This is a genomic window from Pseudorhodoplanes sinuspersici, assembly GCF_002119765.1.
Classification (GTDB): Bacteria; Pseudomonadota; Alphaproteobacteria; order Rhizobiales; family Xanthobacteraceae; genus Pseudorhodoplanes; species Pseudorhodoplanes sinuspersici.
The window spans coordinates 1,470,618-1,483,286 of sequence record NZ_CP021112.1 but is presented as its reverse complement, the minus strand read 5'-3'; the positions used below and the strand labels follow the sequence as shown (position 1 = coordinate 1,483,286).

Annotated in this window: 14 protein-coding genes; 6 read left to right on the top strand and 8 right to left on the bottom strand. The window is 61.0% G+C overall.

What is annotated here, in order from left to right; translation table 11 throughout:
- Nucleotides 1–226 precede the first annotated feature (226 nt).
- Complete coding sequence (locus tag CAK95_RS07315; RefSeq protein ID WP_245303657.1) at nt 227–844, top strand: M15 family metallopeptidase; 618 nt, start codon at nt 227–229, stop codon at nt 842–844.
- Nucleotides 845–903: 59 nt separating this feature from the next.
- Here CAK95_RS07315 and proB read toward each other — a convergent pair whose 3' ends face one another.
- Nucleotides 904–2,034 (bottom strand): glutamate 5-kinase, encoded by a 1,131-nt coding sequence (gene proB, locus CAK95_RS07310; protein WP_086087317.1) that lies wholly within the window; start codon nt 2,032–2,034, stop codon nt 904–906.
- A 103-nt stretch (nt 2,035–2,137) separates the two neighbouring features.
- Between proB and CAK95_RS07305 the strand changes: the two genes are divergently transcribed.
- On the top strand, nt 2,138–2,866 hold the full coding sequence (locus tag CAK95_RS07305) for a DUF72 domain-containing protein (RefSeq protein WP_086087316.1): 729 nt from the start codon (nt 2,138–2,140) through the stop codon (nt 2,864–2,866).
- A gap of 48 nt (nt 2,867–2,914) precedes the next feature.
- On the opposite strand, the gene obgE is transcribed toward CAK95_RS07305, so the two are convergent.
- Entirely contained in the window at nt 2,915–3,955 is a 1,041-nt protein-coding gene (gene obgE, locus CAK95_RS07300; RefSeq protein ID WP_086087315.1) for a GTPase ObgE, read from the bottom strand.
- Between the two features lie 315 nt (nt 3,956–4,270).
- On the opposite strand from obgE, the gene CAK95_RS07295 reads away from it, so the two are divergent.
- Genes CAK95_RS07295 through CAK95_RS07285 form a run of 3 tightly spaced genes read left to right on the top strand, consistent with a single transcriptional unit; the run spans nt 4,271 to nt 7,834 of the window.
- Entirely contained in the window at nt 4,271–4,660 is a 390-nt protein-coding gene (locus CAK95_RS07295; protein ID WP_086087314.1) for a DUF2946 family protein, read from the top strand.
- A 52-nt stretch (nt 4,661–4,712) separates the two neighbouring features.
- A complete protein-coding gene (locus CAK95_RS07290; RefSeq protein ID WP_086087313.1) occupies nt 4,713–6,818 on the top strand; it encodes a TonB-dependent receptor family protein in 2,106 nt (701 codons plus the stop codon).
- 23 nt (nt 6,819–6,841) lie between these two features.
- Entirely contained in the window at nt 6,842–7,834 is a 993-nt protein-coding gene (locus CAK95_RS07285) for a DUF1775 domain-containing protein (protein WP_245303656.1), read from the top strand.
- 107 nt (nt 7,835–7,941) lie between these two features.
- Here CAK95_RS07285 and CAK95_RS07280 read toward each other — a convergent pair whose 3' ends face one another.
- Nucleotides 7,942–8,571, bottom strand: coding sequence for a TetR/AcrR family transcriptional regulator (locus CAK95_RS07280; RefSeq protein WP_086087312.1), 630 nt, complete (start codon nt 8,569–8,571; stop codon nt 7,942–7,944).
- Between the two features lie 233 nt (nt 8,572–8,804).
- Here CAK95_RS07280 and CAK95_RS07275 point away from each other — a divergent pair, with 233 nt between their 5' ends.
- Nucleotides 8,805–9,764 carry a homocysteine S-methyltransferase family protein gene (locus tag CAK95_RS07275; protein ID WP_086087311.1) on the top strand — a complete coding sequence of 320 codons (960 nt, stop codon included), beginning with the start codon at nt 8,805–8,807 and terminating at the stop codon, nt 9,762–9,764.
- Nucleotides 9,765–9,881: 117 nt separating this feature from the next.
- Here CAK95_RS07275 and CAK95_RS07270 read toward each other — a convergent pair whose 3' ends face one another.
- The 5 genes from CAK95_RS07270 to CAK95_RS07250 form a co-directional block, all read right to left on the bottom strand.
- Nucleotides 9,882–10,085, bottom strand: coding sequence for a cold-shock protein (locus tag CAK95_RS07270; protein WP_086087310.1), 204 nt, complete (start codon nt 10,083–10,085; stop codon nt 9,882–9,884).
- A gap of 150 nt (nt 10,086–10,235) precedes the next feature.
- Complete coding sequence (locus tag CAK95_RS07265) at nt 10,236–10,835, bottom strand: GNAT family N-acetyltransferase (RefSeq protein WP_086087309.1); 600 nt, start codon at nt 10,833–10,835, stop codon at nt 10,236–10,238.
- A gap of 126 nt (nt 10,836–10,961) precedes the next feature.
- On the bottom strand, nt 10,962–11,231 hold the full coding sequence (gene rpmA / locus CAK95_RS07260) for a 50S ribosomal protein L27 (RefSeq protein ID WP_086087308.1): 270 nt from the start codon (nt 11,229–11,231) through the stop codon (nt 10,962–10,964).
- An 85-nt stretch (nt 11,232–11,316) separates the two neighbouring features.
- Nucleotides 11,317–11,721, bottom strand: coding sequence for a 50S ribosomal protein L21 (gene rplU, locus CAK95_RS07255; protein WP_086087307.1), 405 nt, complete (start codon nt 11,719–11,721; stop codon nt 11,317–11,319).
- Between the two features lie 214 nt (nt 11,722–11,935).
- Nucleotides 11,936–12,556: a methyltransferase family protein gene (locus tag CAK95_RS07250; protein ID WP_086087306.1), complete on the bottom strand. Its 621-nt coding sequence runs from the start codon at nt 12,554–12,556 to the stop codon at nt 11,936–11,938.
- Between the last annotated feature and the right edge of the window lie 113 nt (nt 12,557–12,669).

The following is a 12,669-nucleotide window of genomic DNA, read 5'->3' as shown; positions in this document are numbered from 1 at the left end:
GTCAACTACAGTGAACACGGGCGACATCGTGTACCATGTAAGCGCCGCACGGGCGAGGCGGCAGGGGGCCTGCCAGACCAGTTTGGCATGCGTGTTCTTCATGGATGGTATTGGAAACGTTGATGATTTGGTGGCGTTACGCCATCCTTTCCGCATGCAGCGCGCGATTCGTTCATTGCCGAGAGGACTCGCCGTTGCCGCCATTCTCTCGTGCATGGGACAAAGCGTGGACGCGCAGACCCGGCCATCAGCTTTTGTCGATGTCGCCTCTGTGGTGCCGGGCCTTGTGGTCGATCTGCGCTATTTCAGTCCGCACAATTTTGTCGGCACGCGGGTTGATGGCTATGAGGCGCCGGTCTGCATCCTGACCCGGCAGGCGGCTGCGGCATTGGGGGCGGTGCAACGGGACCTTGCCCCGCGGAAGCTGGGGCTGAAGGTGTTCGATTGCTATCGGCCGGTGCGGGCGGTGGCGCATTTCGCCCGCTGGGCGCGCGGGCCTGAGAACGGGACCAAGGCCGAATTCTATCCCGACATCGACAAGCGCCATCTGTTTCGCGAAGGCTATCTCTCGCAGCGTTCGGGACATTCGCGCGGTTCGACCGTCGATCTCACCTTGGTGTCGTTGCCGGGCAACGAAGAACTCGACATGGGCACGCATTTCGATTTCCTGTCGCCGCGCGCGGGATCGCGCGGCGATGTCAGTGCGCAGCAGCGCGCCAATCGCAAATTACTGTCCGACGCGATGCGTGCGCATGGGTTCATTCCCTATGCAAAGGAATGGTGGCACTTCACGCTGCGGAACGAGCCGTTCCCCGGCGACTATTTCGATTTTCCGGTGCGTTGAGTCATTTGTTTGTGCATAAACTTGTCGGAAAATCGGTGCCCACTTTTCCGGATCATGCGCTAGCGTCCCGACAGCACCAGATCGTCGCGATGCACGATCGCGGTGCGGCCCGATATGCCGAGAATGCTGACGATATCGGCTGACGACTGGCCGATGATCTTGCCGGCATCTTCGGCATCATAAGCGACAAGCCCGCGCGCGATCTCCGCGCCGTCGAGATCGCGGATGATCACGGCGTCGCCGCGCTGGAACGCGCCGTCGCAACGCTTCACGCCCGCTGGCAGCAAGCTCGCACCACGCCGCAGCGCCGCCACGGCGCCAGCATCGATATGCAATATGCCTTTGGATTCGAGCGCACCTGCAATCCACTTCTTGCGGGCGGTAACCGGATTGGCCGGCGTGAGAAACCAGGTGCAAGGCCCGCCATCGATGATGGCGCGCAACGGATGCATCGTCTTGCCCGAGGCGATCACCATGTGCGTTCCGGCATTGGTGACGATCTTGCCGGCTTCGATCTTGGTGACCATGCCGCCGCGCGACAATTCCGAGCCCGATGCGCCGGCCATGGATTCAATCTCGTGCGTAATGCGCTCGACGACCGGGATCAATTTCGCATCGGCCTTCACGCTTGGCGGCGCGTCGTAAAGGCCGTCGATGTCCGACAGCAGCACCAACAGGTCGGCGCTCACCATGGTTGCGACCCGCGCGGCGAGGCGGTCATTGTCGCCGTAGCGGATTTCGGTGGTGGCGACGGTGTCGTTCTCGTTGATCACCGGTACGCTCTTCCACTTGAGCAGGCGGTCGATGGTCGAACGCGCATTGAGATAGCGGCGCCGCTCCTCGGTGTCGCCGAGGGTGACGAGGATCTGCCCTGCGGTGATGCCGTGGCCGGACAGCATCTCAGCCCAGATGCGGGCGAGCGCGATTTGTCCCACCGCGGCAGCGGCCTGTGAGTCCTCAAGTTCCAGCGGGCCCTTCGGCAGCTTCAGCACCGAGCGTCCGAGCGCGATCGAGCCAGAAGATACTACGAGGATGTCGCGGCCACCCTCGTGCAGCGAGGCGATGTCTTCGCACAAGGCGCGCAGCCATGGCTCGCGCAGCTTGCCGGCGGCGGCATCGACCAGAAGCGACGAGCCGACCTTGACGACGATGCGCCGGAAATCGGTGAGGGCGGGTGTACGGGTGGACATCACAAGCGATCTTCAGGAAGCCGAACTCTTGGGGCCGGCGGGGCGTTATCTAGCAGCGAATTTCCCGCCCGTCATGAACTGAAAGCATATTGAAGAGAGGCAGATGGCCCGTATCCATATCGGCACCTCGGGCTGGCACTATCAGTCCTGGCGCGGGCCGTTCTTTCCCAAGGAACTGATGGTCAAGCATCAGTTGGCCTATTACGCGACGCAGTTCGATACCACCGAGCTCAATGGCGTGTTCTATCGCACGCCGACGGTCGAGGCTGTGAAAGGCTGGCGCGATCAGACCCCGCCCGATTTCATCTTCGCCTGGAAGGCGTCGAAATTCATCACCCACTGGAAGCGGCTGACCGACAAGTCCCGCAACTCGCTCACGCTGATGGAAACACGCCTCAAGCGGCTCGGCGACAAGGCTGGCCCTGTACTGTTTCAGCTGCCGCCGGGATTTCACGTCAATTACGAGCGGCTTGCCTCATTCCTGAAGCTCCTGAAGCGCAAGCACGCTTACGTTTTCGAGTTTCGTCATGAGAGCTGGTACGATGAACGTATCTTCGGTCTTCTTCGCGAGCATGATGTTTCGCTCTGTCTTTCGGATCATGCCGATGCGCCCGCGCCATGGGTGGTGACAGCCCGTCATGTCTATGTGCGCGGACACGGGCCGGGCGGCCGCTACAAGGGTCATTATTCCGACAAGACGCTGAAAGCGTGGGCGGACGATATCCGCAAATGGAAACGCCAGCGCCGCGATGTGTATGTCTATTTCGACAACGATCAGAAGAGCGCAGCGCCGGCCGATGCGGCGAAGCTGAGGGATATGTTGAAGTTATAGCGATTCAGAATTCGGTCGTCCCCGCTTTCGCGGGGACGACAAATAACTTTATGGCTGCCACGCCTCGATCTTGTCCTTCGGCTTGGGCTCTTCCATCTGCCTGGCCTTGTCGATCACATCGAGCAGCGCGCGCAGAACCTCCTTCACGCCCTGGCCGGACTGTGATGACAGCACGAGCGGTGTTTTCTTCGCCGCCTTCTTCAGCGCCTTGATCTGCGCCTTGATCTCGTCCTCGGTCATGGCATCGCATTTCGACAGCGCAACGATTTCCGGCTTCTCGGCGAGGCCCTCGCCATAGGCTTCGAGTTCGTGGCGCACGACGCGATACGCCTCAGCGACATCCTCGCTGGTGCCGTCGACGAGATGCAGCACCACGCGGCAGCGCTCGATATGGCCGAGGAAGCGGTCACCAAGGCCGACGCCTTCATGCGCGCCTTCGATCAGCCCCGGCAGATCGGCCATCACGAATTCGCGGTTGTCGACGGCGAACACGCCAAGCTGCGGATGCAACGTCGTGAACGGATAATCGGCGATCTTGGGCTTCGCCGCGCTGACGGTCGCAAGGAAGGTCGATTTGCCGGCATTCGGCAGGCCGACCAGGCCGGCATCGGCGATCAGCTTCAGCCGCAGCCGGATCGTCATTTCGACCGCGGGCTGGCCGGGATTGGCATGGCGCGGGGCGCGGTTGGTCGAGGATTTGAAATAGGCATTGCCGAAGCCGCCATTGCCGCCGCGGGCCAGCACGACCTCGTCGCCGACCTTGTCGAGATCGGCGATCAGCGTCTCGCCATCCTCTTCATAGATCTGCGTGCCGACCGGCACTTTCAGGATCAGATCCTTGCCGTTGGCGCCGTGGCGGTCCTTGCCCATGCCATTGCCGCCGCGCTCCGCCTTGTGGTGCTGCAAGTAGCGGTAATCAATCAGGGTGTTCAGCCCATCCACGGCGCGCGCGATCACGTCGCCGCCACGGCCGCCATCGCCGCCATTCGGGCCACCGAACTCGATGAACTTTTCGCGCCGGAACGACACGCAGCCGTTACCGCCGGCGCCGGACTGGATGTAGATCTTGGCTTCGTCGAGGAATTTCATGGGGCCTATATAGGGCAGCTTTGCGCGCACTTCACGCTTTGACTGCCTGTTGCCGCAAGCGCGGTGCGGGTATTTGCGCCCTCTCCCCTTGCGGGAGAGGGCTGCTCCGACAAGTCGGCGAGTTCGATTGGTGAGGGGTTACGCTCTTACGATAGACCGTAACCCCTCACCCATCAGAATTCGTCGTGAAGACTTTCATGCCCTCTCCCGCAAGGGGAGAGGGCGCAGTTATCGGCGTCACGCCCGCTGCGATGGTCCTTGGACCTGTGGGAACCCCAGTGGCGCCCGCGACAAGGATTTGGTAACGAAGCGGCCATGAAGGGTCTGTTCACACGCGGGCGGGTGCGGGCGGCGGTCGGTTTGATCGCGGCCTATGCCATTGCGTTGCAGACCCTGCTGGCGGCCTTCTCACCGCTGCCGGCCAACGCCAGCGGCGCTGATTTCGGCCAGTTATCGGTCATCTGCTTTGGCAGCGGCAGCACCACCCCGTCGGACGATGGCGGCGCCCCGCAGCATTCGGCCAAATACCACTGCGTTCTGTGCGGCTCGCTGCTGGCCGGGGCGGCGCTGACGCCGGATCCGGTCGCCATTCCGCTGCGGCGCCCGGCGATTGCCAGCACCTACGCTCCCACCCCCGACGAGACACTTCGCAACACAGCGCCGGCCCGGGCCGGGCCAGCGCGCGCACCTCCGCTGACTGTGTGATCCGCCGCGGCCGTTTGCGGCCGCGATCTCACATCGTCAATCGGAGTTTGAAATGTCTCGTTTTTTGCGCGCGTCCTGCGCGCTGTCGGCCAAGACAGCCATCTTGGCGGCAATCCTGCCATCCATTGCGGCCGCACAAACAGCACTGCCAACCATCACCGTCACATCGCCGGCGAACCCAAGTAACGGGCCGGTTGCGCCGTCTGAAGGAAGCCTGACCATTCCGACCGTTGCGGAAGCGCGCAAGGAGATCCAGCAGACGCCGGGCGCCGTCGCCATCGTCACGTCGGAAGAATTGCGCGATCAGCGCACAGCCACCGTGAAGGACATGTTCGATTATGTCCCGGGTGTCTGGGCGCAGCCGAAATGGGGCGAGGACGCGCGGCTGTCGATCCGCGGCTCGGGCCTGTCGCGCAACTTCCATGGCCGCGGCATCCAGCTCTACATGGATGGAATCCCCATCAACACCGCAGACGGTTATTTCGATCTGCAGGAGATCGACCCCACAGCGTACCGCTACACCGAGGTTTTTCGCGGCGCCAATGCATTGCGCTTCGGCGCCAATGCGCTGGGTGGTGCGATCAATTTCGTGGTGCCAAGCGGGCGCGATGCCAGTCCGCTTGCCGCGAGCCAGGATATTGGCGCTTTCGGCTATCGCCGGATTCAGGCGAGTTCGGGCGCGGCTTACGGACCGTTCGACTATTTCGTCACCGGCTCGTACCAGATGCAGGATGGCTACCGCGATCACAGCAACGGCGACCTGCTGCGCGGTTCGGCCAATTTCGGTTACCGGATTTCGCCGAACGTCGAGACGCGTTTCTATTTCAATGGCAACAATATCGAGCAGCGTATTCCCGGCTCGGTGACGAAAGCCAGCGCATTGAACGCGCCGCGGACCGCAGCCCTGAACAATGTCCTCAACGACTGGCAGCGCAACATCAATTCAAACCGCGTGGCCAACAAGACGACGATCCAGCTCGACAACACAACCTTCGAGGTTGGCGCCTTCAGCACCAGTCGCCACCTGATGCATCCGATCTTCCAGTGGCTGGATTACGATTATGAGGACTATGGCGGGTTTGGCCGCATGGTCGACGACCGCCTGATCCATGGGTTCAGGAACAGGCTCGTTGCCGGCGTCAATATTCTCAATGGCGAGATCGACAACAAGCAATATCAGAACGGTGTCATGGCGACGAAAGGCGCGCTGCTCTCATCGTCTCTGGACAAGTCGAAGAACACCTCCGCCTATGTCGAGAATTCGTTTTACTTCCTGCCGAATGTTGCGGCCGTTGCCGGCACGCAATTTTTGAACGCGTCGCGCCAGCGAATCGACCGCTTTTTGTCGAATGGCGATCAGTCGGGCAAAACCGATTTCAATCTGTGGAGCCCGAAATTCGGGTTGCTGTGGGATATCGATCCAACCGCGCAGGTCTTCGCCAATATTTCGCGCAGCGCCGAGGTGCCGAGTTTTGGTGAGGGATCAAGCGCCTTGGCGATCCCGTTCACGCAAATCCAGGCTCAGCGGGCAACCACCTATGAGATCGGGACACGCGGACGCCGGCCTTATGTCACGTGGGATATCGCGCTTTATCGCGCGGAAATCCAAAACGAGCTTCTATGTTTCAGCAATCAGGCAGCAACCGGCTCATGCGATGTCCTCAATGCCGGTCGCACTGTGCATCAGGGGCTGGAAGTCGGATTTGGGGCCGCGCTCGTCAAGTCGATGTTTGTCATGGGTGACAATCCCGACACGCTGTGGGCGCACGTCGCCTATACGTGGAACGATTTTTTCTACGACAACGATCCAACTTGGGGCGACAACGCGCTGCCTGGCGCACCGCCTCATTATCTGCGCGCGGAGCTTGTCTACAAACACCCGTCCGGAATTTTCTTTGGCCCAAATATCGAATGGGTGCCGCAAGGTTATTACGTTGATGCGGCCAATACGCTGACGACAGACCCCTATGCGCTTTGGGGGTTGCGGGCAGGGTACGACAAAGGTGAGCGGCTCTCGTTCTATGTCGAAGGCCGCAACCTCTCAAATAAGGCCTACATCGCGAGCGCAAGCACGGCACGCGTGGCAAACCTCAGCAGTGCGCTGTTCGAACCCGGCACCGGCCGCGCCGTCTATGCCGGCCTGAAATTCAAATGGTAATGTAGGAGACCAACAGGATGATCATGATGACCAGACTTGCAGGGACGGCCACGACCTTCGCTTGGATGATGCTCGCAGGCGGCGTCGCCTTCGCGCATGTGACGCTGGAAACGCGCGAGGCGAAAGCAGGGACGGGCTACAAGGCGGTTCTGAAAGTGCCGCATGGCTGCGATGGCTCGGCGACGCTGAAAGTGCGCGCGCAGATTCCGGAAGGCGTGATCGCGGTGAAGCCGATGATGAAGCCGGGTTGGCAGATCGAAACCGTGAAGGGTGCCTATGGCAAATCGTATCCTTATTACCATGGCGTGCAACTCACCGAAGGCGTGAAGGAAATCGTCTGGAGCGGCGGCAAGTTGCCGGACGATTTTTACGATGAATTCGTGTTCGCGAGTTTCCTTGCGGGCGACTTGCCGGAAGGTCGCTTGTATTTTCCGGTGACGCAGGAATGCGAGACCGGCGAAGCACGCTGGACTGATATTCCTGCGCAGGGTCAGGATGCGCATGCGTTGAAATTCCCGGCGCCTGCGGTTGTCATTCTGGCACAGCATAAAGGGCACGGTGCAGGAGCCGCGCCGGCAGCAGCAAATGTCTACAAGGTCGGTTCGATCACGATTGAAGCGCCATGGTCGCGGGCGACGCCAGGCGGCGCGAAGGTCGCCGGCGGCTACATGAAGATCACCAATAACGGCAAGGAGCCGGATCGCCTGATCGGCGGTTCGGTGCCGGTCGCGGGCCGTTTCGAGATCCACGAAATGGCGACGGAAGGCGGCGTGATGACGATGCGCGAATTACCGAAGGGTCTCGAGATCAAGCCGGGTCAAACCGTGGAGCTGACGCCTGGCGGTTATCACATCATGTTCCAGGAGCTGAAATCCGGCCTCAAGCAAGGGCAGACCGTGAAAGGCACGCTGGTGTTCGAGAAGGCCGGCAAGGTCGATGTCGAATATCGCGTCGGGCCGATCGGCGGTGGTGCCCCGTCAGGCGGCGCAGCGGGCGGCGGGCATTCGCATCACTAAAGTATTGACTGCACCTCCCCCTGAAAGGGGGGAGGTCGACGCGTGAAGCGCGTCGGGTGGGGGTCACCAATGCAGTATGTGTTTGAGAGGGAGGGAGTCACCAAAGCTCAATCCCTCAAAAACACGCACCTGACGAAGTCGCGATAGAGCAGCACTTGCTTTGGCGGGATCATCGGATCGCGCAGGGCGCGCGACAGGATCAGCGCGCCTTCGATCAGTGTCGCGGCCATGTCGGCCAGCGCATCGAGATCGACGTCATCGCGCGGCGGATATTTCTGTGCGATCAGCTCGAAACGTTCGCGGAATCGGCGGCGCCAGCGCAGGACGCCTTCGGCATTGAGGTCGCGCACGTCGCGATTGAAGAGCTGGTCCTGATAGACGAAGGATGCAGCGAGGCAGCCGGGATGCGCTTCGGTCATGTTCGCCATCATCTCGGCGAACAGCTTGAGGCCGACCAGAAAGCCGTGCAGCGGATCTTCATTCAGTTCGTCGCCGCGCCGGAATAGTTCATCCAGCACTTGCTGATCGTGTTCGAGGTAGCGCAGCAGCAATGCTTTGGCGAGGTCGCCTTTGTCCTTGAAGTGGTAGAAGAAGCCGCTTTTGGTGATGCCGGCCGCGGTGATCAGTTCGTCGATCGAGGTGCCGGCAAAGCCTTTGGCGAGAACAGCCTCTTCCGCCAGCGCGAGCAGCTTCTCGCGCGTGTCCTTGCCACTGCGGATCGGGGCTTTTTCGAGCATCGCCAAGTGTACCACGAGTCCAGTTCACCCGCGCGCCCGTTCCCGGAAGGCCGCGGCGCGGCACTGGAATTCCCGCTAAGCCGCTGATCTGAATGCGGTTTAGCGACATTGTCGGCGCTGTACCACGATCCTGCTAGGCCGCAGCGTGAACTTCATTAGTGTCCGCGCCGACCAATGGGGTCCACCCCCGGCGTTCGCGCCCATTTTTGCATTTCATGTGAAGGAGTTAGACGATGGCGAAATATCGTTCGCATTTGCCGCAGCTCGACGATTATCCGTTTCTCACCGATAGCGGCCTTGAAACCACGCTGATCTTCCAGGAGGGCATGGATTTGCCGTTGAATGCCGCGTTCACGCTGCACGCGACCGACGCCGGCGAAAGAACGCTGCGCGACTATTACATCCGTCACGTCGAGATCGCGCGAGCCCAGAATGCCGGTTTCGTGCTGGAAAGCGCGACATGGCGCGCAAGCACCGATTGGGGCACGAAGCTCGGTTATTCTTACAGCGAACTCACCAGCTTCAATCGCAAAGGCATCGCATTGATGACATCGCTGCGCGATGAGTTCGAAACGCCGCGAAGCCCGATGCCGATCAGCGGCAATATCGGTCCGCGCGGCGATGGCTATTTCCCCGAACAGCAAATGAGCGGCGATGAGGCGCAGCGCTATCACGCCTTCCAGGCCGAGATCTTCGCCGATACCGAAGCCGATCTCATCAGCGCGTTCACGATGACGCATTCGGGCGAAGCCATCGGCATCGCGCGGGCGGCGGCATCGGTCGGCATGCCGGTGGTGATTTCGTTCACCACGGAAACCGATGGACGGTTGCCGAGCGGCGAAACGATGCGCGAGGCGATCGACAAGACCGACGAACAGACTGACGGCGCGCCGGCTTATTACATGATCAATTGCGCTCACCCGGCGCATTTTGCCGATGCGCTTGCAAACGGTGAAGCCTGGGTGAAGCGCTTGCGCGGCATCAGAGCCAATTCGTCGATGCGCAGCCATGCCGAACTCGACAATTCGCCGGACCTCGACACTGGCGATCCCGTCGATCTTGGCCGCCGCTATGCGCGACTGCGGGGCGCGCTCGGTACGCGCTTCAACATCATGGGGGGATGCTGCGGCACCGATCACCGGCATGTCGCTGCGATCGCCGAAGCTTGCCTGCCGCGGCGTGCGGTGGCTTGAACCGCTTTCGCCTGACCGCGTGGGACAAACAAGTCGCGTGACAAACAAAAAGCCCGGCTGGAAAGCCGGGCTTGATCCTGCGGTTTTCTAAAGCGACCGGCAGGCCGCGTCAGGTTGTTACCGCACCTTCAGATTTTCAGCCGACTCGCGTCCACGATTGGACACGACTTCGTATTCGATCTGTTGGCCTTCATTCAGGCCCGTCAGGCCTGCGCGCTGCACCGCAGAAATGTGCACGAACACATCCTTGCCGCCACCGCCGGGTTGGATGAAGCCATACCCCTTGGTGGCGTTGAACCACTTAACCGTACCTGTAGCCACTTACATTCCCCTTCTAACGAGACATCCGCCGACCGAGCGTCCAGCAGACATCTCGTAGGCAAACGCGTCCATACCTCGAAATTGGGAAAATTTCCACCCCTTCATGGAGCGGCGGGACGGCACATCCGTCCCGCTATCCTTCGAGGCGTCTTAAGAGACGCGCCGGACGTCGCTCCAGCGGCGCAAGGATGTCCACAAGCCGCGATCGAGCCGGAAGCGATCGATGGGTGCGGATGAGTTGAGCGCGCGAATGCGTGACAGACCGACACCGGTCCATTGGAAGCCGCATTTTTCCAGAATGCGGCGCGACGCCGGATTGGTCACACGCGCACCAGCCTGAAGCGCTTCGTGCTCAAGTTCGGTGAAGGCGAAATCGATCAATGCGCGTGCGGCCTCGGTGCCGTAGCCCTGACTCCAGAACTTGGTGCCGAGCCAGTAGCCGATCTCCGGCATCGTATCGTCATGCGTTGCAATGCCGCATGCTCCGACCGGCGTGCCATCGCGCATGGTGATGAGGAAATTGATCTCACCCTTCGGCACATTGGCCGTGGCAATGAAGTCCTCGGCATCGACATGCGAATAAGGGTGCGGGATGCGTCGCGTGTTTTCCGCGATGCGTTTGTCGTTGGCGAGCGCGGCTACATGCTTAGCGTCCTCGAGTTTCGGCGCGCGCAGGATCAGCCGCTCGGTCTCGAGGACGGGGATACTGTCCTCCCGATAGCTTTGGGTCCGCAATTCCAGGCAGGTCATGGTCAGGCTCCTTTGAAAAAACTTCGAGGGGGAGCCGGTTCACCCGTCTCCCCCTCGCGTTTAGAGCCCTTATGGGGCCGCCGGGTTCGACTTGTGAACCGGCGGACCTCATTTGAGATTCGCCGTCTATTCTGCCGCCGTAGCCATCGGTACGACCGAGACGTAGGTGCGGCCTTTTCCTTTGGTTTTGAACTCGACGCGTCCGGCGGTTAGCGCGAACAGGGTGTGATCCTTACCGAGGCCGACATTGGCGCCCGGATGCCAAACGGTGCCGCGCTGGCGCGCGATGATATTGCCCGGAATGGCGACCTGGCCGCCAAACAGCTTGATGCCGAGGCGGCGACCCATCGAGTCGCGACCGTTACGGGATGAACCGCCTGCTTTTTTGTGAGCCATGGCTCAAAATCCTTCGTTCGAAAGACGTATAACCCGATTCCGCGCGGGAATCATCTCAACTTTTCGCTCTGCAGCCCTGTCTTGCTCAGGACGCGGCAGCTTCGCTTTCCGCCGGCTTGGCTTTCGCCTTGCGCTCGGGCTTGCCCTTGGCGGCCTTGGCGGCCTTGGTCGGGGCCGCACCGCCGGTCAGGATCTCGCTGATCCGGACGACGGTATAGTCCTGCCGATGGCCGCGCTTGCGGCGTGAATTCTTGCGGCGGCGCTTCTTGAAGGCGATGACCTTCGGTCCACGGCTCTGCTCGACGATTTCGACCGCTACGGAGGCGCCCGAGACGAGCGGGGCGCCCAGTTCCGGCTTGTCGCCGCCCAGCATCAGCACATCGCCGATCTGGATGATCTGGCCCGGTTCGCCCTCGATACGGCCGACCCGGATGGTCTGGTCTTCGGCAACCGAATATTGCAGGCCGCCGGTCTTGATGACTGCGAACATCGTTTTTTCCCTCGTGTTCGTGATCCCGGTGCTCGCAAACTCGTCTTTCAACGAGCCGGACCGGCTTTTTCCAGTCTTAGGTCTTTGCTTTGCGATTTTTCGGCTTGGCAAAGGATGTCCGGCCAACGTGCCAGAAAGCACGAAAAGGGCCCCGAAGGGCCCGCCGTTGGCCGGTTTATGGGGGCTTAGCGGCCCGGAGTCAAGGAAATGGGCCTCAATACAGCCGAAAAAGCGGGGCGATCAGCCAGGTGTCCCGCAGGACCTCCAGGCCCTTGAGCGCAGGCGCCGCCACAAGGAACAGCAGGGCGTCTCGAAACGTCCGGTGTACCAGCGACGGCCGAACCAGAATGGCCTCGGCGTCGTGGTACTGACAGATATTCGGCAGGAAACGCGGCACCCTCGCCCGATACAGGGCAAATTCGTCCGGGAAGCGGTGCGCCAGCGCACGCTCTTCATGGGTCACCACGATCGCGAATATCGCCACCGTGGCCGCCGCGCAGACCAGCGCAAACACGATGCTGCCGAGCTGCGCGCCGACGCCAAAAGCTGCGATGGCCGAAAACACGTAAAGCGGATTACGCGTCATCGAATAAGGCCCGTCGGTCACCAGCGTGCTCAGCTTGTTGCCGCCGATATACATCGAGCACCATGTGCGGCCTACGATTCCAATCATGATGCACAGAACGCCGCTTCGCTCGATCGTTTCGTGCCAGAGGCTGTCTTCGGGAAATACCGGCTCGCTCGCCATAGTCAGGAAAACGCCGACAGCGACCACAGCCAGCACGATCAATTTGCGCTGCCACTGTTGGCCGACCAGATCGAATACGATAGGCATTCACGCCACCCCAAGGTCCAAGCGACCCAATCAGGCAAACAAAACGGCAATTCGTGGGCGTATACGCCAACGATGCGTCGTTTTGAGAGAAATTCAAGAAAAGTCCCGAGGAA

Coding starts and splice junctions, on each gene's coding strand:
- obgE (WP_086087315.1), bottom strand. CDS start 3,955: ATGAAATTCCTCGACGAAGCCAAGATCTACATCCAGTCCGGCGCCGGC.
- CAK95_RS07275 (WP_086087311.1), top strand. CDS start 8,805: ATGGCGAAATATCGTTCGCATTTGCCGCAGCTCGACGATTATCCGTTT.
- CAK95_RS07265 (WP_086087309.1), bottom strand. CDS start 10,835: ATGACCTGCCTGGAATTGCGGACCCAAAGCTATCGGGAGGACAGTATC.
- rpmA (WP_086087308.1), bottom strand. CDS start 11,231: ATGGCTCACAAAAAAGCAGGCGGTTCATCCCGTAACGGTCGCGACTCG.
- CAK95_RS07280 (WP_086087312.1), bottom strand. CDS start 8,571: ATGCTCGAAAAAGCCCCGATCCGCAGTGGCAAGGACACGCGCGAGAAG.
- CAK95_RS07250 (WP_086087306.1), bottom strand. CDS start 12,556: ATGCCTATCGTATTCGATCTGGTCGGCCAACAGTGGCAGCGCAAATTG.
- rplU (WP_086087307.1), bottom strand. CDS start 11,721: ATGTTCGCAGTCATCAAGACCGGCGGCCTGCAATATTCGGTTGCCGAA.
- CAK95_RS07305 (WP_086087316.1), top strand. CDS start 2,138: ATGGCCCGTATCCATATCGGCACCTCGGGCTGGCACTATCAGTCCTGG.
- CAK95_RS07285 (WP_245303656.1), top strand. CDS start 6,842: ATGATGACCAGACTTGCAGGGACGGCCACGACCTTCGCTTGGATGATG.
- CAK95_RS07290 (WP_086087313.1), top strand. CDS start 4,713: ATGTCTCGTTTTTTGCGCGCGTCCTGCGCGCTGTCGGCCAAGACAGCC.
- CAK95_RS07295 (WP_086087314.1), top strand. CDS start 4,271: ATGAAGGGTCTGTTCACACGCGGGCGGGTGCGGGCGGCGGTCGGTTTG.
- proB (WP_086087317.1), bottom strand. CDS start 2,034: ATGTCCACCCGTACACCCGCCCTCACCGATTTCCGGCGCATCGTCGTC.